This is a genomic window from Streptomyces sp. NPDC057900, assembly GCF_042887885.1.
Taxonomy (GTDB): domain Bacteria; phylum Actinomycetota; class Actinomycetes; order Streptomycetales; family Streptomycetaceae; genus Streptomyces.
On sequence record NZ_JBHVOI010000002.1, the window covers coordinates 1,532,810 to 1,553,788 of the forward strand.

16 protein-coding genes are annotated in these 20,979 nt (G+C 70.6%); 14 read left to right on the plus strand and 2 right to left on the minus strand.

Features of this window, described 5'->3' with window-relative positions; all coding sequences use genetic code 11:
- Positions 1-39 precede the first annotated feature (39 nt).
- From ACFVQ0_RS14180 to ACFVQ0_RS14240, 13 genes are all read left to right on the plus strand, one after another.
- Positions 40-1,362: an MFS transporter gene (locus ACFVQ0_RS14180; protein ID WP_390087649.1), complete on the plus strand. Its 1,323-nt coding sequence runs from the start codon at positions 40-42 to the stop codon at positions 1,360-1,362.
- Between the two features lie 277 nt (positions 1,363-1,639).
- Complete coding sequence (cimA, locus tag ACFVQ0_RS14185) at positions 1,640-3,247, plus strand: citramalate synthase (RefSeq protein ID WP_390087651.1); 1,608 nt, start codon at positions 1,640-1,642, stop codon at positions 3,245-3,247.
- A 382-nt stretch (positions 3,248-3,629) separates the two neighbouring features.
- Positions 3,630-4,604 (plus strand): LacI family DNA-binding transcriptional regulator, encoded by a 975-nt coding sequence (locus ACFVQ0_RS14190; RefSeq protein ID WP_390087653.1) that lies wholly within the window; start codon positions 3,630-3,632, stop codon positions 4,602-4,604.
- A 159-nt stretch (positions 4,605-4,763) separates the two neighbouring features.
- Positions 4,764-6,440: an ABC transporter substrate-binding protein gene (locus tag ACFVQ0_RS14195; RefSeq protein ID WP_390087655.1), complete on the plus strand. Its 1,677-nt coding sequence runs from the start codon at positions 4,764-4,766 to the stop codon at positions 6,438-6,440.
- Between the two features lie 24 nt (positions 6,441-6,464).
- Complete coding sequence (locus ACFVQ0_RS14200) at positions 6,465-7,523, plus strand: ABC transporter ATP-binding protein (protein WP_390087657.1); 1,059 nt, start codon at positions 6,465-6,467, stop codon at positions 7,521-7,523.
- Positions 7,520-8,500, plus strand: coding sequence for an ABC transporter permease (locus tag ACFVQ0_RS14205; RefSeq protein ID WP_390087659.1), 981 nt, complete (start codon positions 7,520-7,522; stop codon positions 8,498-8,500). Before ACFVQ0_RS14200 ends, ACFVQ0_RS14205 begins: the two co-directional genes overlap by 4 nt.
- 3 nt (positions 8,501-8,503) lie before the next feature.
- A complete protein-coding gene (locus ACFVQ0_RS14210) occupies positions 8,504-9,481 on the plus strand; it encodes an ABC transporter permease (RefSeq protein WP_390087661.1) in 978 nt (325 codons plus the stop codon).
- Positions 9,478-10,491, plus strand: coding sequence for an ABC transporter ATP-binding protein (locus ACFVQ0_RS14215; RefSeq protein ID WP_390087663.1), 1,014 nt, complete (start codon positions 9,478-9,480; stop codon positions 10,489-10,491). Before ACFVQ0_RS14210 ends, ACFVQ0_RS14215 begins: the two co-directional genes overlap by 4 nt.
- Positions 10,492-10,522: 31 nt before the next feature.
- Positions 10,523-11,941 (plus strand): GH1 family beta-glucosidase, encoded by a 1,419-nt coding sequence (locus ACFVQ0_RS14220; protein ID WP_390087665.1) that lies wholly within the window; start codon positions 10,523-10,525, stop codon positions 11,939-11,941.
- Between the two features lie 51 nt (positions 11,942-11,992).
- A complete protein-coding gene (locus ACFVQ0_RS14225) occupies positions 11,993-13,864 on the plus strand; it encodes a discoidin domain-containing protein (RefSeq protein WP_390087667.1) in 1,872 nt (623 codons plus the stop codon).
- A 144-nt stretch (positions 13,865-14,008) separates the two neighbouring features.
- Positions 14,009-15,445 (plus strand): hypothetical protein, encoded by a 1,437-nt coding sequence (locus ACFVQ0_RS14230; RefSeq protein ID WP_390087669.1) that lies wholly within the window; start codon positions 14,009-14,011, stop codon positions 15,443-15,445.
- An 88-nt stretch (positions 15,446-15,533) separates the two neighbouring features.
- On the plus strand, positions 15,534-16,127 hold the full coding sequence (locus ACFVQ0_RS14235; RefSeq protein WP_390087830.1) for a dihydrofolate reductase family protein: 594 nt from the start codon (positions 15,534-15,536) through the stop codon (positions 16,125-16,127).
- A 157-nt stretch (positions 16,128-16,284) separates the two neighbouring features.
- Entirely contained in the window at positions 16,285-17,538 is a 1,254-nt protein-coding gene (locus ACFVQ0_RS14240) for an MFS transporter (RefSeq protein ID WP_390087671.1), read from the plus strand.
- 10 nt (positions 17,539-17,548) lie between these two features.
- Here ACFVQ0_RS14240 and ACFVQ0_RS14245 read toward each other — a convergent pair whose 3' ends face one another.
- Both ACFVQ0_RS14245 and ACFVQ0_RS14250 read right to left on the minus strand, forming a co-directional pair.
- Positions 17,549-18,673, minus strand: coding sequence for an FAD-dependent oxidoreductase (locus ACFVQ0_RS14245; RefSeq protein ID WP_390087673.1), 1,125 nt, complete (start codon positions 18,671-18,673; stop codon positions 17,549-17,551).
- A gap of 205 nt (positions 18,674-18,878) precedes the next feature.
- Positions 18,879-19,967, minus strand: coding sequence for a zinc-binding dehydrogenase (locus tag ACFVQ0_RS14250; RefSeq protein ID WP_390087675.1), 1,089 nt, complete (start codon positions 19,965-19,967; stop codon positions 18,879-18,881).
- Positions 19,968-20,217: 250 nt separating this feature from the next.
- Here ACFVQ0_RS14250 and ACFVQ0_RS14255 point away from each other — a divergent pair, with 250 nt between their 5' ends.
- A complete protein-coding gene (locus tag ACFVQ0_RS14255; protein ID WP_390087677.1) occupies positions 20,218-20,877 on the plus strand; it encodes a TetR/AcrR family transcriptional regulator in 660 nt (219 codons plus the stop codon).
- Positions 20,878-20,979: the final 102 nt, after the last annotated feature.

Genomic DNA, 20,979 nt, shown 5'->3' on the forward strand with positions numbered 1-20,979 from the left:
CTTGTGAGTCCTCCGGCCGTTGGGGCACGGTGGCCAACCATGGGACGAGAGCAGTGGAAGAAGATCTGGGTCGGCTCCGCCGGCAACATGGTCGAGTGGTTCGACTGGTTCGTGTACGCCACCTTCGCGGTGTACTTCGCGGACGCGTTCTTCCCCGAGGGCAACGAGACCGCCAACCTCATGAACACCATGGGGATCTTCGCCGTCGGCTTCTTCATGAGACCGGTCGGCGGCTGGCTGCTCGGCCGGATCGGTGACCGCAGGGGCCGCAAGGCCGCGCTCACCCTCACCGTCACCCTCATGTCGGCCTCCGCGATCCTGATCGCCGTCGCGCCCACCTACGACGTCGCCGGATACGGCGGGGTCGCCGTCCTGATGCTCGCCCGGCTGCTCCAGGGGCTCTCGGTCGGCGGCGAGTACGCCGCCAGCGCCACCTACCTCACCGAGGCCTCCGCCCCGGAGAAGCGCGGCTTCGCCTCCAGCTTCCAGTACGTCTCCATGACCGCGGGACAGCTCGTCGGCCTCGGCCTCCAGATCGTCCTCCAGCGCAACATGTCCGACGCGGCGCTGCACAGCTGGGGCTGGCGCATCCCGTTCGTCGTCGGGGCGCTCGGCGCCGCCATCGTCTTCTACCTGCGCCGCTCCATGCTGGAGACGGAGGTGTACGCCGAATCCGGCGCGTCCCGGCAGGAGGACCGGGGCACGCTCAAGGTGCTCTGGCAGCACCGGCGTGAGGCGTTCCTGGTGATGGCGCTGACCATGGGCGGGACCGTGGCGTACTACACGTACACCACCTACCTCACCAAGTTCCTCTCCAAGAGCGCCGGCATGGACAAGTCCACTGCCTCGCTCGTCAGCTTCTGCGCCCTGTTCGTCTTCATGTGCATCCAGCCGCTGGCCGGCATGCTGTCCGACCGGATCGGCCGCCGCCCGCTGCTGATCACCTTCGCCGTCGGCTCGACCTTCCTGACCGTGCCGATCATGACGATGCTCAAGCACGCCAGTACCTTCTGGCCCGCGCTCGGCCTCGCGCTCCTCGCCCTGGTCGTGGTTACCGGCTACACCTCGATCAACGCCTGCGTGAAGGCCGAGCTGTTCCCGACCGGCATCCGCGCCCTGGGGGTCGGCCTCTCCTACGCCGTCGCCAACGCGCTGTTCGGCGGCACCGCAGAGTACGTGGCGCTCTGGTTCAAGAACGCCGGCGCCGAATCCGGCTTCTACTGGTACGTGGCGGGCTGCGCCGCGGTCTACCTGTCGATGCGCGAGACCCGCGACATCGACCTGAACCGGGTCGCCGCTGCCGGGCAGCCGCAGGGGCGCTCGCGGCAGTCCGGAGCGACGAGCGTCACGCCCGCATCCTGAGACAAGGGACGGCACGGAGGCGGTCCTGTGCCAGACTGCCTCCGTGTCCTCGTTCGTCATGATTATTGGCAACAGGCGCGCCGGTCCGCAGTGACCGTCCCGTACCACCATGTACGGCGCGGCCATCGTGCCCCAGACCCGCGCGCAGACCTCTCGCACCCGCGAGGGGTTTTTTGTTTTCCGGCCCTCACCTCGGCCGGAGCGAGGCGCGCGGGATGATGGGGGCAAGTGGAGCCAGATCGTCCGGATCCACTCATCCGACAGGAGTCAGACCAGCATGACCACCAAGGCCAAGCCCACCGACGACAGCTTCCACGTCTTCGACACCACCCTGCGCGACGGTGCGCAGCGTGAAGGCATCAACCTGACGGTCGCCGACAAGCTCACCATCGCCCGGCACCTGGACAACTTCGGCGTCGGCTTCATCGAGGGCGGCTGGCCGGGTGCCAACCCCCGTGACACCGAGTTCTTCGCCCGCGCCCAGCAGGAGATCGAGTTCCGCAACGCCGAGCTGGTCGCCTTCGGCGCGACCCGCAGAGCGGGCGGCAAAGCGGCCGACGACCCCCAGGTCAAGGCGCTGCTGGAGTCGGGCGCACCGGTGATCACCCTGGTCGCCAAGTCCCACGACCGCCATGTGGAACTGGCCCTGCGCACCACGCTGGAGGAGAACCTGGAGATGGTCCGCGACACCGTCTCCTTCCTCCGCGAACAGGGCCGCCGGGTCTTCGTCGACTGCGAGCACTTCTTCGACGGCTACCGCGCCAACGCCGAGTACGCCAAGGCCGTCGTGCGGGCCGCGTCCGAGGCCGGCGCGGACGTCGTCATCCTCTGCGACACCAACGGCGGGATGCTCCCGGCCCAGGTCCAGGCCGTCGTCTCCACCGTCCTCGCGGACACCGGCGCCCGCCTCGGTATCCACGCCCAGGACGACACCGGCTGCGCCGTCGCCAACACGCTGGCCGCGGTCGACGCGGGCGCCACCCACGTCCAGTGCACCGCCAACGGCTACGGCGAGCGGGTCGGCAACGCCAACCTCTTCCCCGTCGTCGCCGCGCTGGAGCTCAAGTACGGCAAGACCGTGCTGCCCGAGGGCGCGCTGGCGGACATGACCCGCGTCTCGCACGCCATCGCGGAGGTCGTCAACCTCGCCCCCTCCACGCACCAGCCCTACGTCGGTGTCTCGGCCTTCGCGCACAAGGCCGGGCTGCACGCCTCCGCGATCAAGGTCGACCCCGACCTCTACCAGCACATCGATCCCGCGCTGGTCGGCAACAGCATGCGGATGCTCGTATCGGACATGGCGGGCCGCGCCTCCATCGAGCTCAAGAGCCAGGAGCTCGGCATCGACCTCGGGGGCGACCGGGAGCTGGTCGGCCGGGTCGTCGAGCGGGTCAAGGAGCGGGAGCTCAAGGGCTACACCTACGAGGCGGCCGACGCCTCCTTCGAGCTGCTGCTGCGGGCCGAGGCCGAGGGCCGGGTGCGCCGCTACTTCCGTACCGAGTCCTGGCGCGCCATCGTCGAGGACCGCCCCGACGGTACGCACGCGAACGAGGCGACCGTGAAGCTCTGGGCCAAGGGCGAGCGCATCGTCGCGACCGCGGAGGGCAACGGCCCGGTCAACGCGCTGGACCGGGCGCTGCGGGTGGCCCTGGAGCGGATCTACCCCCAGCTCGCCAAGCTGGAACTGGTGGACTACAAGGTCCGCATCCTGGAGGGGCGTACCGGCACCGACTCCACGACCAGGGTCCTGATCACCACCGGCGACGGCACCGGCGACTGGTCGACCGTGGGTGTCGCGGAGAACATCATCGCGGCGTCCTGGCAGGCGCTGGAGGACGCGTACACCTTCGGCCTGCTGCGGGCGGGGATCGAGCCGACGGAGTAGGACGGGGAGCAGGGCGGAGGCGGCCGCGCCGCCGGGGCACGGACACGTCCCGGCGCGGCCGCCTTTGCGGTTGTACAGCCGGTGCTGTGCCGCCGCGGGACGCCGTCCCGGGCCCTGCCGCGCACGGAGTTGCTGACGAGGCATGAGTGAACTGCCCTCATGCGCCCACGTCAAGAGTGTGCGCGTTCAGGACTTGAACACATCGGCCTTTCTCGCGGCTCGAAGGATGGGTACGGACCAATCTCGGTGTGAAGTATTGACGGCTCTGTGTCGGCGGGGTTAACTCACGCCACCGACGCCGGTACCGGTTCCGGAACCGGTTGCGGTACCGGTTCCACGACCGGCTGTTCTCTCTGCCCTGTTGTGTCCTGGAGGCCCCCCGATGCGAGTCACCATCGCTGATGTCGCCCGCGAGGCCGGCGTCAGCAAGACGACCGTGTCCCGGGTCATCAACACCAAGGGCGAAGTGGACGGTTCGACGGCAGCCCGTGTTCGTGAAGTGATCGCACAGCTCGGATATGTACCCAGCTCGGGCGCCGTCGGTCTGGCCCGCGGCAGCAGCCGCACGGTCGGCATGCTGGTGCCCTCGCTGACCTGGCCGTGGATGGGCGAGGTGCTTCAGGGCGTCGTCGACACCGTCGAGGCCGCCGACTACGGTCTGCTGCTCTTCACCTGCAACCGCGGGGCCGAGTCCGTGCAGCGCTTCACCAGCCAGGTGTCGGCGCGGGCCTTCGACGGACTGGTCGTGGTCGAACCCGAGAACACCCTCGACCACCTCACCGCACTGCACCGCGCCGGCCTGCCGATCGTGCTGATCGACGATCGCGGCCACCACCCCGAGTTCCCCTCCGTCGTGACCACCAACCACGAAGGAGGCGCGTCGGCCGCACGCCATCTGCGGGCTGCCGGACGCACCAAACCCCTGGTCATCACGGGACCCCACGACTTCGGCTGCGTACGCGACCGGCTCGCGGGATTCGTCTCCGTGCTGCCCACGGAGCTCGTCGTCCGCGGCGACTTCACCGAGATCTGCGGCCGGCTGGCCGTGGAGCAACTCCTCGCCTCCGGGGTGGAGTTCGACTCGGTCTTCGCGCACAACGACATCACCGCGGCAGGCGTGCTGCGGGCGCTGCGCGCCGCGGGGCGGTCCGTCCCCGGCGACATCGCGGTGGTCGGCTTCGACGACATCCCGATGGCCGAGCACACCGAACCGCCGCTCACCACCGTGCGCCAGCCCACCCGGCAGATGGGTGAGACGGCCGCACGGATGCTGCTCTCCCACCTCGGCGGCACCGCCGTACCCGACGCACCCCTCGTGCTGCCCACCGAACTGGTCGTGCGCCACTCGGCGCCCTAGCGGCCGGGGCCGGCCACGGCCCCACCGCTCCCGTACTCCGCGCAGCAGCCGGCTGCGCGCCCCCGCACCGCATCAGCACCCGCACCAGCCCGTACCCGGCGCGCCGAGCGCTGCCCGTTTCCGGATCTCCCAGACCCGCCAGTCCCTCCTGGAGTCGCCATGTCCGCACGCCGTCACCACACGCTCAGAGCGGTCGCGCTCGCCACCGCGGTGGTCGCGCTCGCCGCCGGATGCTCGTCAGCCAACTCGAACAACAAGAAGAGCGGCAGTGGCGCTTCGGGCGTCCTGACCATCGGCAAGCCGGACGGGCCGCAGACGAACAACAGCAACCCCTTCCTGAACACCTCGGCGGGCGCCACCCTCGGCTACCGCTGGATGATCTACGAGCCGCTGGCGATGGTGCGCCAGATCCGGCCCGCGGAGAAGCCCAACCCGTGGCTGGCGACGGACTGGAAGTGGGACCTCAACTTCACCAAGGTCACCTTCACCATCGACGACAAGGCCAAGTGGGCCGACGGCAAGCCGCTGACCGCCGAGGACGTGGCGTTCACCTTCAACCTGCTGAAGAAGCACCCGGCGCTCAACGCCGACGGCATCGCGTGGGGCGGGATCGAGGTCCAGGGCAAGAAGGTCGTGCTGACCTTCGACGACTCCCAGTACGTCAACCAGAACAAGATCCTTCAGCAGTTCATCGTCCCCAAGCACATCTGGGAAGGCGTCAAGGACCCGGAGACCTGGCCCAACCGCACGCCGGTCGGCTCCGGCCCGTACAAGCTGAAGACGTTCACCCCGCAGACCACCACCCTGACCGCCACGCCCACCTACTGGAAGGGCGCGACGAAGGTCAAGGAGCTGCGGTACAGCACCTACAACGACAACAGCGCCGCCACCACCGCGCTGGCCAGCGGCAAGCTGGAGTGGTCGTTCGTCTTCATGCCGAACTACAAGCAGCTGTTCATATCCAAGGACCCCAAGAACCACAAGCTGTGGTTCCCGTCCGGGCTCGGCATCCACGGCCTGTGGTTCAACACCGCCCGCAAGCCGTTCGACAACCCGGCGCTGCGCAAGGCCATGGCGATGGTCGTCGACCGCAACGCGATCTACACCCAGGCCGAGGCGACGCTCTACCCGGAGATCACCAACCCGACCGGCATCCCGCTGCCCGCGGGCAAGTCCTTCCTCGCCCCCGAGTACAAGGACGCCACCACCAAGCCCGACGTCGAGGGCGCCAAGAAGGTCCTGGAGAAGGCCGGCTTCACTCTGAACGGCGGAGTGCTGAAGGACCCGGGCGGCAAGCCGGTGAAGCTGACCCTCACCGACCCGGCCGGCTGGAACGACTACATCACCGGCCTCGCGATCATCAAGGACAACATCAAGAAGCTCGGCATCGACGCGAAGGTCAAGACGCAGACCGCCGACGCCTGGAACGCGGACGTGGCCAACGGCAACTTCGACGCCACGCTCCACTGGACCAACAGCGGCTCGACCCCGTACGACATGTACCAGAACATCATGGACGGCGCGCTGCTCCAGCCCATCGGCAAGCCCTCCCAGCTCGGCAACTTCGGCCGCTTCAAGAGCACGGAGGCCACCGAGGCGCTCAAGGACTTCGCCAACGCCACGTCCGACACCACCCGCATCACGGCGATGAACGCCCTGCAGAAGATCATGGTCGAGCAGGCGCCGATGATCCCCACGGCCGCCGCCCCCATCGGGGCCGAGTACTCCACCAAGAACTGGGTGGGGTGGCCCACGGAGGCCGACCCGTACGCCGACCCGCAGCACACCCAGCGCTCGGCGCTGGAAGTCGTGCTGAAGCTCAAGCCGTCCAAGTAGGACACAGGGATCCAGGTACCGGCCATGTCTGAACAGCTCGAAAAGAACCACGTCGTGCTCGAAGCACGCGGAGTCACCAAACACTTCGCCGTACGGCGCACCGGCCGCGATCTCCTCGCGGGCAAGCGCCGTACCGTCCACGCCGTCGACGACGTCTCGCTGAAACTGCGGCGCGGCACCGTCACGGCACTGGTGGGGGAGTCGGGCTCCGGGAAGTCCACCGTCGCCAGACTGCTCGCCCAGCTGTATCCGCTCACCGAGGGCGAGATCCACCTGGGCGGGCAGCCGGTGAAGGCCGGACGTGGCCGGTCCTTCCGCAGTTACGTACGCCGGGTCCAGCTCATCTTCCAGGACCCGTTCGCCTCGCTGAACCCGGTGCACACCGTGCGCTACCACCTCACCCGGTCGCTGAAGATCCACGGCCGGGCGGGGAACGGCGAGGCGGAACTGGAACAGAACCTGACCGCTCTGCTGAACCGCGTCCAGCTGACTCCTCCTCATCAGTACCTGGACAAGTTCCCGCACGAGCTGTCGGGAGGTCAGCGCCAGCGCGTGGCCATCGCCCGCGCGCTCGGCGCCGACCCCCAGGTCCTCCTGGCGGACGAGCCCGTCTCGATGCTGGACGTCTCGATCCGGCTCGGGGTCCTCAACCTGCTCAAGGACCTCAAGGACCGCATGCAACTCGCGATCCTCTACATCACCCACGACATCGCCTCCGCCCGCTACTTCGCGGACTCCACGCTGGTGATGTACGCGGGCCGGATCGTGGAGGGCGGCGACAGCGAGACCGTCACCCAGCGCCCCGCCCACCCCTACACCCAGCTGCTGATCGCCTCCGCGCCCGACCCGGACCGGGTGGTCGCGGAGGAGGAGCAGGAGGAGACCGGCAGCGGCGAGCCGCCCTCGCTCATCGACCCACCGGCCGGCTGCCGCTTCCACCCGCGCTGCCCCAAGGCGATGGAACGCTGCCGCACCGAACTGCCGCCCCGCTTCGACCTGGCCGACGGCCAGTGGGCGGCGTGCTGGCTGTACGCGGACGGCGCCGGCCGCACCGGTGACCACGAGAAGGAGGCCGCGAAGTGAAGTACCTGCTCCAGAGGCTCGCCTTCTACCTGGTCACCGCATGGGCGGCGATCACCATCAACTTCCTCATCCCGCGCATGATGCCCGGCGACCCGGTGCAGGCCCTCATCGCCCGGTTCCAGGGACAGCTGGACACCAGCGCCATCGACTCCCTCAAGGCCCTCTTCGGCCTGGACGAGCACCAGTCGCTGTGGCAGCAGTACACCGACTACTGGGGCCACCTGCTCGAAGGCGACCTCGGCCTGTCGTTCACCTTCTTCCCGACCCCGGTCAGCGAGGTCATCGCCCAGTCGCTGCCGTGGACACTCGCGCTCGTCGGCATCACCACGCTGATCAGCTTCGTGCTCGGCACCGGCATCGGGGTCTTCACCGGCTGGCGGCGCGGCTCCTGGCTGGACAGCCTGCTGCCCGTCACCACCTTCATCTCCGCCATCCCGTACTTCTGGCTCGGCCTCATCGCCATCTCGCTGTTCGCCGTGAAGTGGCCGCTCTTCCCGGCCGCCGGCGGCTACGACAACTCGCTCGTGCCCGCCTTCGACTGGCCGTTCATCTCCAGCGCGCTCTACCACGGCGTGCTGCCCGGCCTCACCATCGTGCTCAGCGCGGTGGCCGGCTGGATCCTCGGGATGCGCAACATGATGGTGACGGTCTCCTCCGAGGACTACGTCATGGTCGCCCAGGCCAAGGGGCTCTCCGAGCGCCGGGTGATGTTCGGATACGCCGCCCGGAACGCGATCCTGCCCAACATCTCCGGATTCGCGCTCTCGCTCGGCTTCATCGTCGGCGGCACCCTGCTGGTGGAGATGGTCTTCTCCTACCCGGGCATCGGCTACCAGCTCTTCCAGGGCGTGGGCGCCAAGGACTACCCCCTGATGCAGGGCGTCTTCCTGATCATCACGCTCTCGGTGCTGGCGGCGAACCTCCTCGCCGACGTCCTCTACATGATCCTCGACCCCCGTACCCGAAGGGAGGCCTAGGAGATGGCTGTCACCGCCACAGAGGTCGCCGTACTCGACGCGGCCGAGACCCCGGCCGCGAGCAAGCGCAAATTCCGGTTCCTGCGCGGCCGCAAGACCGTCGTCGGGCTCTGCATCCTGCTCTTCTTCGTCGTGATCGCCGTCATCGGCCCGTGGATCGCCCCCTACGACCCCGACACGATGAGCAACCAGCTGCTCCAGCCGCCGTCCGGCTCCCACTGGTTCGGCACCACCCAGACCGGTCAGGACGTGCTCTCGCAGATCCTCGTCGGCACCCGCGGCGTCCTCGTCGTCGGATTCATCGCGGGCATCCTCGCCACGATCCTGTCCGTACTGATCGGCGTCAGCGCCGGCTTCCTCGGCGGCACCGCCGACGAGGTCCTCTCGCTGCTGTCCAACGTGTTCCTGGTCATCCCCGGACTGCCGCTGATCATCATCATCGCCAGCTTCGTCTCCGACACCGGAGACCTGCTGATCGCCGGTGTCATCGCCCTGACCTCCTGGGCCTGGGGAGCGCGGGTGCTGCGCGCCCAGACGCTCTCGCTGCGCCGCCGGGACTACGTCGAGGCGGCCCGCGCCACCGGTGAGTCGACCTGGCGGGTCATCTTCTTCGAGGTGATGCCGAACCTGACCGCCGTCATCGCCTCCGGCTTCGTCGGCACCGTCATCTTCGCGATCCTCTCCGAGATCACCCTCGCCTTCATCGGCGTCGCGGACATCTCCAACTGGAACTGGGGGACCGTCCTGTTCTGGGCGCAGTCCAACCAGGCCCTGGCCCAGGGCGCGTGGTGGTGGTTCGTACCGGCCGGGCTCTGCATCGCCCTGCTCGGCATGTCCCTCGCCCTCATCAACTTCGGCATCGACGAATTCGTCAACCCGCGCCTGCGCACCGAGACCGGCGGCTCCCGCAAGGTCCGGATGCGGGTCGGCTTCACCCCCGTGGCCCGTACGGGCGACACCGGGAAGGAGAACCGCTCATGAGTGAGCCCGTCCTCAGCATCAGCGGACTCAACGTCGACTACGGGACCGGGGACGACGCCGTGCACGCGCTGCGCGACATCGACCTCACCCTGCACCGGGGCGAGGTGCTCGGCCTCGCGGGCGAGTCCGGCTCCGGGAAATCCACCCTGGCCTACGCCGTCACCCGGCTGCTCTCCCCGCCCGGTGTGATCACCGGCGGCGAGGTCCGCTACCACCAGCGCGACGGCGGGACGCTCGACCTGCTGGCCCTGTCCGCGCCCGAACTGCGCGCCTTCCGCTGGCAGGAGCTGTCGATCGTCTTCCAGGGCGCGATGAACTCCCTCAACCCGGTGCACACGGTCCACAGCCAGCTCACCGACGTACTCCAGGCCCACCGCCCGGAGATGAAGCGGGCCGAGCGCACCGCACGCGCCCAGGAGCTCCTGAAGCTCGTCGGGATCTCCGCCGACCGGCTGGCCGCCTACCCGCACCAGCTCTCCGGCGGAATGCGCCAGCGCGTCATGATCGCGATGGCGCTCGCGCTGGAACCCGAGGTCGTCATCATGGACGAGCCGACGACGGCGCTGGACGTCGTCATGCAGCGGCAGATCCTGCGCCAGCTGGTCAGGCTCCGCGAGGAGCTCGGCTTCTCCGTCGTCTTCATCACGCACGACATCTCGCTCCTGATCGAGTTCTCCGACCGGATCGCGATCATGTACGGCGGCCGGATCGTCGAGGAGGCCGCGTCCGCCGACATCTACCGCGACCCCCGCCACCCCTACAGCGACGGACTGCTGCACTCCTTCCCCGCGCTGCACGGCCCCCGGCGCGAACTCAGCGGCATCCCGGGCTCGCCCCCGCACCTGTCCGCCATGCCCACCGGCTGCGCCTTCCACCCGCGCTGCGCCAAGAAGGTCGAGGGCTGCGACACGCACGTCCCGGTGCTCGCCGCACCGAACGGGGAGAGCTCCCGCTCGGTGGCCTGCTGGCTCCACCGGGAGGCCCCGGCCCCCGCAGTCGCCCGTTCCTAGCGACGTACGCACCGCACACCACAGGAGAACCATGAACCTCGTCACCCCCCAGGCCTACGCCCGCGAGATCGCCGCCCAGGCCGTACCCGGTCTGCCCGCCGACTTCCGCTGGGGCGTCGCCACAGCCGCCTACCAGATCGAGGGGGCGGCGGCGGAGGACGGCCGGACGCCCTCGATCTGGGACACGTACTGCGGGGTGCCGGGCATGGTCGTCCGCGGCGAGAACGGCGATGTGGCCTGCGACCACTACCACCGGATGCCCGAGGACGTCTCACTGATCGCCGGCCTGGGCGTCGACACGTACCGCTTCTCGCTGGCCTGGCCGCGCATCCAGCCCGGCGGCCGGGGCCCCGCCAACGCCAAGGGCCTCGACTTCTACAAGCGGCTGATCGACGAGCTGGACGACAAGGGCGTCACCCCGTGGATCACCCTCTACCACTGGGACCTGCCGCAGGAGCTGGAGGACGCGGGCGGCTGGCCGGTCCGTGACACCGCCTACCGGTTCGCCGAGTACGCGGCCCTCGCGTACGACGCCCTGGGCGACCGGGTGAAGCACTGGACCACGCTGAACGAGCCGTGGTGCTCCGCGATGCTCGGTTACGCCTACGGCAACCAGGCGCCGGGGCGGCAGAACTTCGGCGAGGCGATCCACGCCGTCCACCACCTGCTGCTGGGCCACGGCCTCGCCTCGCGGTACCTGCGCGAGCAGGCCGCCGCGCGCGGCAACGAGCTGGAACTCGGCATCACCCTCAACCTGGGCACCGCCACCCCGGAGACCGACAGCCACGAGGACGCCGAGGCCTGCCGCCGCGCCGACGGACTCGGCGCCCGCCTCTACCTGGACCCGGTCGTCAAGGGCGCCTACCCCGAGGACATCGTCACCGACCTCGCCGTCCAGGGCATCGAACTCCCGGTCCAGGAGGGCGACCTCGCGGTCATCGCCACCCCGCTGGACGTCCTCGGCGTCAACTTCTACCGGGGCTCGCTCTTCTCCGGCGTGACCGAACAGGGCGCGGTGCTCGACGCCGACGGGCTGCCCGTCACCCGCGTCGTCGAGCGCGAGCTGCCCCGTACCGCCATGGACTGGGAGATCACCCCCACCGCCCTCACCGACCTGCTCGTCCGCCTGGAGAAGGACTACGGTCTCCCGACGGTCATCACCGAGAACGGCGCCGCGTTCGAAGACACCGTCTCGGCGGACGGCGAGATCCACGATGCGGAGCGCACCACCTATCTCGCCGACCACATCGCCGCCGTCGCCGCCGCCCGCTCCCAAGGGGCCGACGTCCGGGGGTACTTCGCCTGGTCGCTGATGGACAACTTCGAGTGGTCCTACGGCTACGACAAGCGATTCGGCATCGTCCGCGTCGACTACGACACGCAGGTGCGGACGCTCAAGGACAGCGCCAAGTGGTACCGCGACACCATCCACCACACCCGCAACGCGTAGCCGCGCCCGCGCGTGGCCGCGCATCCCCTGGAAACGAACGGGAGCCCCACAGTGCCCTCTCGTACGACTCTGGCAGCCACCACCGCCGCCCTGCTCGCCCTCGCCGCCCCCGTGGCCTTCGCGGCGCCCGCACCCCGGGCCGCCGCGCAGGCCGCGGCCTGGGACACCGACCGGGCGGCCGCCGCCTACACCGCGAACCCCGGCGCCGTCACGGCGTCCGGCTCGGAGAACGGCGCGGCCGGACCCGGTGCCGCCACCGACGGCAACGGCACCACCCGCTGGTCCAGCGACTTCGCCGACAACGCCTGGATCAGGGTCGATCTCGGAGCCACCCTCCGGATCAGCCAGGTCACCCTGGACTGGGAGGCCGCCTACGGCAAGAAGTACGTCTTGGAGGTGTCGAAGAACGGCACCGACTGGACCACCTTCTACACCGAGGACGCCGGCACCGGCGGCAGCGTCACCGCCCACACCTACCCGCAGGAGGTGACCGGCCGCTACGTCCGGATGCGCGGCATCCAGCGCGCCACCGCCTGGGGGTACTCCCTCTACTCCTTCAAGGTGTACGGCGGAGAGCCCGCGCCCGCCTCCACCACCCGCACCAACCTGGCCCTGAACCACCCCGCGTACGGCAACCTCTACCAGGACGCGGGCAGTTCACCCGCCTTCGTCACCGACGGCGGCTGGCCGGCCGACCTCAAGGGCGGCCAGTCCCGCTGGTCGAGCGACTGGAACGCCGACCGCTGGGTGAGCGTCGACCTCGGGGCCACCTCCACCATCGACTCGGTCGACCTGTACTGGGAGGCGGCGTACGGCGTCGACTACCGCATCCAGGTGTCCGACGACAACAGCACCTGGCGCACCGTCTACCAGCCCACCGCCGGCGAGGTCGCCGCCCGCCGCGCCGACATCAAGTCGCCGGGCGACGCCGCCGGACGCCACGACACCGTCTCCCTGCCCACCCCGGCGACCGGCCGCTACGTCCGGATGCTCGGTGTGGAGCGCCGCTCCTTCTACAACCCGGCCCCGTCGACCGCCCAGTTCGGCTACTCCCTCTACGAGTTCCAGGTCTGGGGCACCGGCGGCAGCGCGTCCGCCGCCTATCCGGCCCTGCCCAAGGACCCCGGCGGCGCGTACAACACCACCTTCTTCGACGACTTCACCGGTTCCGGCCTGGACCGCTCCAAGTGGCGGGTGGTGCGCACGGGCACGGAGATGGGCCCGGTGAACGGCGAGTCGCAGGCCTACGTGGACTCGCCCGACAACATCCGCACCGAGAACGGCGCACTCGTCCTCCAGTCGAAGTACTGCAAGGGCTGCACCTCCACCCCCAACGGCACCTTCGACTTCACCTCGGGCCGGGTCGACACCAACACCAAGTTCGACTTCACCTACGGCAAGGTCAGCGCCAGAATGAAGCTGCCGGTCGGGGACGGCTACTGGCCCGCGTTCTGGATGCTCGGCAGCAACGTCGACGACCCGACGGTCTCCTGGCCCGGCTCCGGTGAGACGGACATCATGGAGAACATCGGCTACGGGGACTGGACCAGCTCCGCGCTGCACGGACCCGGCTACTCGGCCGACGGCAACATCGGCGCGCAGCAGACCTACGCCGACGGCGGGCGCGCCGACGAATGGCACACCTACGGCGTCGAGTGGACGCCCGAGGGCATGACGTTCACCGTCGACGACCGGGTCGTGCAGAAGACCTCCCGGCAGAAGCTGGAGTCCACCCGGGGCCAGTGGGTCTTCGACCACAACCAGTACGTGATCCTCAACCTGGCCCTCGGAGGCGCCTACCCGGCCGGCTGGAACAAGGTCACGCAGCCGTACTGGGGCCTGCCGCAGTCCAGCGTCGACCGGGTCGCGCAGGGTGGCATCAAGGCCGAGATCGACTGGGTCAGGGTCGAGCAGAAGAAGTAGGCCCACCGGGCCCGGCCCCACGCGGGCCCGGTGACAGGGCTCCCCGTCCGGCAGACCTGCCGGACGGGGAGCCCCCGGGGAATCCGGGCCCCGCCCCACCGGTCCCGGGACGCAGCGTTCAGCCATGTGGGTTACGTTCGAGATATGCGGAACAGACCGTTCCCCGCCTTCCTGATCCCGGCGCTCCTGGCCGGACTGCTGCTGCTCCTTTCGGCGGCCGCCCTGGTACTGGCGCTCGCGCCGCCTGCCTCTCCCGCCGCGCCCGCCCCACCCGCGGCCGTGAGCGCGTCCACCGTCGACGAGGTGGCGAAGGCGCTGCGCAAGGGCCCGGTGTACGTCGATCCGGCCGCGTCCGGGCAGCTCTCCCGCAGTCAGGCGGCCGCCCTGACGAAGAAGATCAAGGACGCCGACAAGCCGGTGTTCGTGGCCGTGCTCCCGCAGACCTCGGCCTTCCCCGCGTCGAGCGTGCTCAGGACGGTGCGCACCGGCACCGGGATCACCGGCGTCTACGCCATCCGGCTCGGCGACGGCTTCAACGCGGGCGCCGACCCGCAGGTGATGTCCGAGCGGGCCGTACGCAATCTCACCGCCGCCGTGAAGGCGCCGGGCGCGGCCCCCGACGCCGCGACCCAGCTGAACGGTTTCGTCGACCGAGCGGTCGAACAGGCCAGGGGCCACGCCCCCGATTCCTGGGGCGGCTCCTCGTCCGGCCGGGGCTCGTCCGCCGCCGGGCTGATCGCGGTCGGCGCGGTGGTGGTCCTCGGCGGCGCGGGCGCGTACACGATCGTCCGCCGCAACCGCAGGCGCAAGGAGGCCGAGGAGCAGGCGGCGCTCGACAAGCTCCGGGTCGTGGTGGACGAGGACATCACGGAGTACGGCGAGACCCTGGACCGCCTCGACTTCCACCCGGCGGAGGCGGGCGCGGACGACGCGATGCGCGCGGACTACGAACGAGCCCTCGACTCCTACGAGAGCGCCAAATCCCGCATGGAGCACGCCCGGCACCCCTCCGACGTGCGCGGGGTGACCCAGGCACTGGAGGACGGGCGCTTCTCGCTCGCCGTCCTCGACGCCCGGCGCACCGGCGCCGAACTGCCCGCCCGCCGCCCGCCCTGCTTCTTCGACCCGCGCCACGGCCCCTCCGTCGCCGACGTCCGCTGGTCCCCGTCGGGCGGCGCGGCCCGCGAGGTCCCGGTCTGCGGCGCCGACGAGATCCGGCTGCGCGACGGCGAGGACCCGATGAGCCGCACCGTGGACATGGGCGACGGCAGCCGCCGCCCCTACTGGGAGGCGGGCCCGGCCTACGGCCCCTGGGCGGGCGGCTACTTCGGCGGCGGCCTGCTGCCCGGCCTGCTGGTCGGCACGATGCTCGGCTCGATGCTCTCCACCCCGGCGTACGCGGCGGAGTACGGCGGCGGTGACTTCGGCTCCGGGGGCGACTTCGGCGGCGGCGACTTCTCCGGCTCCGACTTCGACTCCTCCGGCTTCGACGGCGGCGGGTTCGGTGACGGCGGAGGCGGCGGATTCGGTGACGGCGGCGGCTTCGGCGGCGGCGGGGACTTCGGGGGCGGTGGTTTCTAGGAAGCGTCCGGCGATGAGTTCCGGGCGGGCCGGCAGTCTCTGTTCCCGTACACCTGATCCCAAGTACCGAGGAGTGAGCGTGAGCGGCATGCGCGTGGTCATCAGCGAGTTCATCAGTCTGGACGGCGTCGTGCAGGCGCCGGGCGGCGCGGAGGAGGACCGCGACGGCGGCTTCGCGCACGGCGGCTGGTCCCACCCGTTCTTCGACGCGGACGTGGTCGGCGCCTCCTTCAGCGAAGCGGTGGACGGTGCCGGGGCCCTGCTGTTCGGCCGCCGCACCTGGCAGACGATGGCCGCGGCATGGCCCGAGCGGGCGGGCGACCCCTTCGCCGACCGGATGAACGCCCTCCAGAAGTACGTCGTGACCGACACCCTCGGCGACGGCGACCTGACGTGGACCAACACCGAACGCATCCCCGGCGAGAAGGCCACCGCCCGCATCCAGGAGCTGCGGGAGCGGGGCGAGGGCGACCTGCTGGTCATGGGAAGCCCCACGCTCGTACGCGGACTGCTGAGCGAGGGCCTGGTCGACGAACTCCGGCTCGTGATCATGCCGGTGCTGCTGGGCGGCGGGAAGTCGGTCTTCCCGGCGGACGGCGCCCTGCGCACCCTCGAACTGGTCTCGTCCGTCACCAGCCCCGCGGGCGTCCAGGTGTGCACGTACCGCCCGGCGTCGGCGTAGGCCTGCCGCGCCTCGACGTCCACGCCGAGCCCCGTACAGGGGCACAACCAGCCGTTGTGTCCGGCCCTGCCGGTTGTTTGCTCTCACCGCCCTCGGGTCGCTTTGATGCCTGGTGGTCGGCATGGGGCTGTCCGGACCGGCGGGAGGCGTGTGGGGCATGGCGGGCAGACGGAAGCTGGGGCGGCGGTTCGGGTGGCTGTGGGCGGCGTACGCGGTCAGCTCGTACGGCACCGGGCTCGGGTTCGGCGCGTTTCCGCTGATCGCGGTGATGGTGCTGCACAGCGGACCGACCCAGGTGGCGGCGCTGGCCGCCGCCGGGCGGGCGGTGGGGGCACTGGTCGCGGTGCCGCTCGGCCCCTGGGTGGAGTTCCGGCACAAGCGGCCGGTGATGATCGCGATGGACCTGATCAGGTTCGCGGCGCTGATGAGCATCCCCGCCGCGTACGCGCTCGGTCTGCTCGGCTTCGCCCAGCTCCTGCTCGTCTCGGTGGTCGTCGCGGCGGCCGACATCGCCTTCAAGGCGGCGAGCGGCGCCTATCTGAAGGCGCTCGTACCGTCGCAGGACCTGCTCGTCGCGAACAGCCGGTTCGAATCCACGACATGGACCTCGACCATGATCGGGCCGCCGCTCGGCGGGGCCGCGATCGGACTGTTCGGCCCGGTGACGACCGTCGTCGCCGACGCGGTCAGCTACCTGCTCTCGGCGCTCGGCATCCGCGCCATCGGCGGAACGGAACCGGGCCCCGCCCGCACGGCCGCGCCCCGGCTGCGGGCCGGTGATCTGCTCGACGGCTGGCGCTACATCCTGGCCCACCCCACGCTGCGCCCGCTGCTCCTCAACTCGATCGTGGTCAACGGCCTGATCATGGCCTCCGCGCCGATCCTGGCCGTGCTCCTGCTCGGCCCCCTCGGCTTCGCCCCCTGGCAGTACGGTCTCGTGTTCGCGGCCCCCTGCGTCGGCGGCCTCGTCGGCTCACGGCTCGCGCGCCCGCTGGCGGCGCGGTTCGGCCTGCACCGGACGATGACCGCCTCCGGGGCGCTGCGGGCCTGCTGGCCCGTCGGACTCGCGTTCGTCGGGCCCGGTGTCCCCGGCATGGCGCTCATCATCCTCGTCCAGCTCGGCCTGGTGATCTGCTGCGCCCTGTTCAACCCGCTGCTGGCCACCTACCGGCTCGACCACGCCGAACCCGACCGGGTGGCGCGCACCCTGTCCGCCTGGTCGATCAGCAGCAGCGCCGCCATCGCGGCCATGACCGCGCTGTGGGGCGTGCTGGCCGCCGTCACGAGCCCGCGCACCGCGATCGCCGTCGCCGGGGTCGTCCTGCTGGCCACCCCGCTGCTGCTGCCCCGCCGCGAGAGCGCCCCCGGACCGGCACCCGCCGGTGCCGGGGAAGCCGTCGACCGGGTCTGAGGCCGGCCGCTCAGGCGGGCTCCTCGCCGTGCGCGAAGAAGCTGATCACTTCTTCGAGCGTGGGGTTGTCCGGGGCCTCCGCCTCGGCCGCGCCGACCTCGGCGCTGCGCGGGAACATCACCCGCTCGTAGGCGCCGAGCGCGGCCTCGACGTCGTCGGGGTGCGCGGCGAGGGCCGCTCCGAGTTCGGCGCCGTCCAGCATGGCCAGGTTGGCGCCCTCGCCGTTCGGGGGGATGAGGTGGGCGGCGTCACCGACCAGGGTGACCCCCGGCACCCGCTCCCACCGGTGCCCGACCGGCAGCGTGTGGTGGGGGCGCACGACCGGCGGGGTGTCGCTGTCGGTGATCAGGGCGGTGAGCTCCGGTGCCCAGCCGGCGAACTCCTGCGCGATCCGCCGGGTGGCCGCAGCGGTGTCGGTGAAGTCGATCGCCGCGAACCAGGACTGCGGCTCGGTCAGCATCGCGTACGTGTGGAGCGTCGCGCCGCTCTCCCGGTGGGCGGCGAGCTGGATCCTGCCCGGCTCTATCGCGAACATCGAGCCGCCGCCGACCGCCTTCGCGGCAGCGGCGTGCCGCTCGTCGGCGTCGAACAGGTAGGTCTCGACGAACGACATGCCCGTGTACACGGGCACTTCGTCGGAGAGCATCGGCCTGACCCGGGACCAGGCCCCGTCCGCACCGACCAGCAGATCCGTGACCACGGTGGAGCCGTCCGCGAAGGTCACCTCGTGACGCCCCTCGTCGAGGCTTCGGACGCCGCTCACCTTGTGGCCCCACCGGACGGTCCCGTCCGGGAGCGCGTCGAGCAGCAGCTGCCGAAGCTCACCGCGCTGCACCTCGGGGCGGCCGCCGGTGCCGTCGTCGGGCTGGTCGAGCAGGACGTTCCCCTCCCGGTCGAGCGCCCGCATCGCCTGCCGGCCCTCCAGGACGATGGAGCGGAACTCGTCCATCAGGCCGCACGCCTGCACCGCCAACTGGCCGTTGTAGTCATGGATGTCGAGCATCCCGCCCTGCGTACGGGCCGTCGGTGAGGCCTCCGCCTCGTAGACGGTGGACGGGATGCCGTGGACGTGCAGGACGCGGGCGAGCGTGAGGCCGCCGAGTCCGGCGCCGATGATCGTGACATGAGTGGTCATGCCGGCTCCTTGCCGTTCGCAGGCCTGCCGGACGGTCTCCAACAGGCTCTCCGGCAAGCGTCCTGGCCTCCGGCGACAGGCCGCCGACACCTCACCGACACCGTGCGGGGCGCGCCGACAGGCGGCCGACACGGCGGCGGGGCCGCACGGAGGGTTCCGTACGGCCCCGGTGCGTCCGCGACGGAGTGCGGGGGGTGCGAGCCCGTCAGGAGAAGTCGGTGATGACGACGCGCGCGGTCGTGCCGTCCTTCAGCGACTCGTACCCCTTCTCGATGTCGGCCAGGCCGATCTCCCTGGAGACCAGGTCGTCGAGGTTCATCAGCCCCTGGAGGTACATCGAGGCGTAGAAGGGGATGTCCCGCTTGAGGTGGGAGGAGCCCATGTAGACGCCCTGGACCTTCTGCGAGTTGGTCAGCGCGGAGATCGCGGAGACGTCGATGCCCGCGTCGTTGCCGCCGATGCCGATCAGGTAGAGGCCGCCGCCCTTCCCGAGCATCCGCATGCCCTGGGCCGTGACGGACCGGACGCCGACGAAGTCGAAGACGTGGTCCGCGCCGTCGCCGGTGATGTCACGGACGGCCTCGACGGGGTCGGCCGAGCGGGAGTTGACGACGTGCGTGGCGCCGAAGGCCTTCGCCCGCTCCAGCTTCGCGTCCTCGATGTCGGTCACGATGATCGTGCCGGCACCGGCGATCCGGGCGCCGCTGACCGCGTTCATGCCGACGCCGCCGGCTCCGATGACGACGACGCTCTCGCCCTGCCGGACGTTCGCGCTGTTCAGGACCGCCCCGGCGCCGGTGAGCACGCCGCATCCGATGAGCGCGGCGGGGGCCCACGGCATCTCCTGCGGGATGACGGCGAGCTGGTTCTCGTGGATCAGCGCCTCCTGGGCGAAGCCGCCCAGCCCCATGCCCTGGGCCACCGGCGCGCCGTGCCGGCTCAGCCGGGGCGCCTGTTCCGGCGTACGCAGCGTTGCCTCGGGGTTACGGCAGATGTGGGTGCGCCCGCTGAGGCAGTTCACACAGGCCCCGCAGTACTGGATCAGGCTGCCGACGACGTGGTCGCCCTCCTTGACCTGAGTGACCTGCGGTCCGGTCCCGGTGACCACACCGGCGACCTCGTGGCCCAGGACGACGGGGAATTCGCCGCCGATGAATGTGGCGACGCTCAGGTCCGAGTGGCACAGGCCGGACGCCCGCACCTGGACGCGGACCTCATGGCCGACCGGGTCGGCGAGATCGATGTCCTCGACGACGAAACCCTGGCCCAGACCCTTGGTGACAGATGCCCTCATGATGCTGCTTCTTTCGTCCGAATCATCGCCGCCGTCGGGTTCGGCGACGGCGAGGAGATGGCCGCGCGGGGCCGGCGAGCTCGGTGAGCGGGGGGCACGGGCGCGGTCGTGGCACACGCGGCGGCTTGATCGCGGGCCGCTCTGCCACTGCCCCGATTGTGACACCGGACCGCCGGAAAGAAAAGAGACACTTGTCGATCAGTGCATGTGGGGTGGGGTGCGATAGGCTTCATTCGTGTCAGGACACCCAGTGAACCGCCCACCCGTCCCGCCTCACGACGACCCGGAACCGACCGAGGAGACAGAGGCCGCACCCCCGCTCGACGTCCGCGCCCGCCGCACGCGCGACCGGCTTCGGGAGGCGGTCCTGCGCCTGTCGGCCGAGCGCCCGGTCGAGGAGGTCGCGGTGGCGGACCTGGTGCGCGAGGCGCGCGTCAACCGCACCACCTTCTACAAGCACGCCACCAGCCCCGCGCAGGTCCTGGAGCAGGTGCTGTACGAGGAGCTGGACCGGGTCCGCGCGGTGTGGATCACCGATGTGCTGGCGGCGGAACTGCCGGTGCACGAGATCTGGGCCCGGGCCTCCGGCGTCCTGCTCGACCACCTGGAGCGCTACGACGCCCTGTACACGGCCGGACTGGTGGGCCACCGCAGCGCGGTTCTCCACCGCCTCCTGGTGGAGCACTTCACCGTGTCGGTCGCCACCCTCCTGGCGCGCGACCCGCGAGCGGTGCCCGACGGGGAGGGCAGCGTCGCCTGGCGGGTGGAGGCGGCGAGCCGGTTCATGGCGCACGGCGAGGTCGGCATAGCCGAGGCGTGGCTCTCGCTCCCCGCCCCGCGCGAACGACGCCTGTTCGTGTCGGCGGCGACGGTCCTGCTGCCGTCCTGGCTGGCGCCGGGAGCCCCCTGAGAGTCTGTTCCGGACGGGCGGGCCCGCTCCGCCCGCCTTCACCGCGCCACCCTGGCTGTCCCCCGAGGCGCTTGACCTCAAGTGGAGTTGAGTTTCTACGTT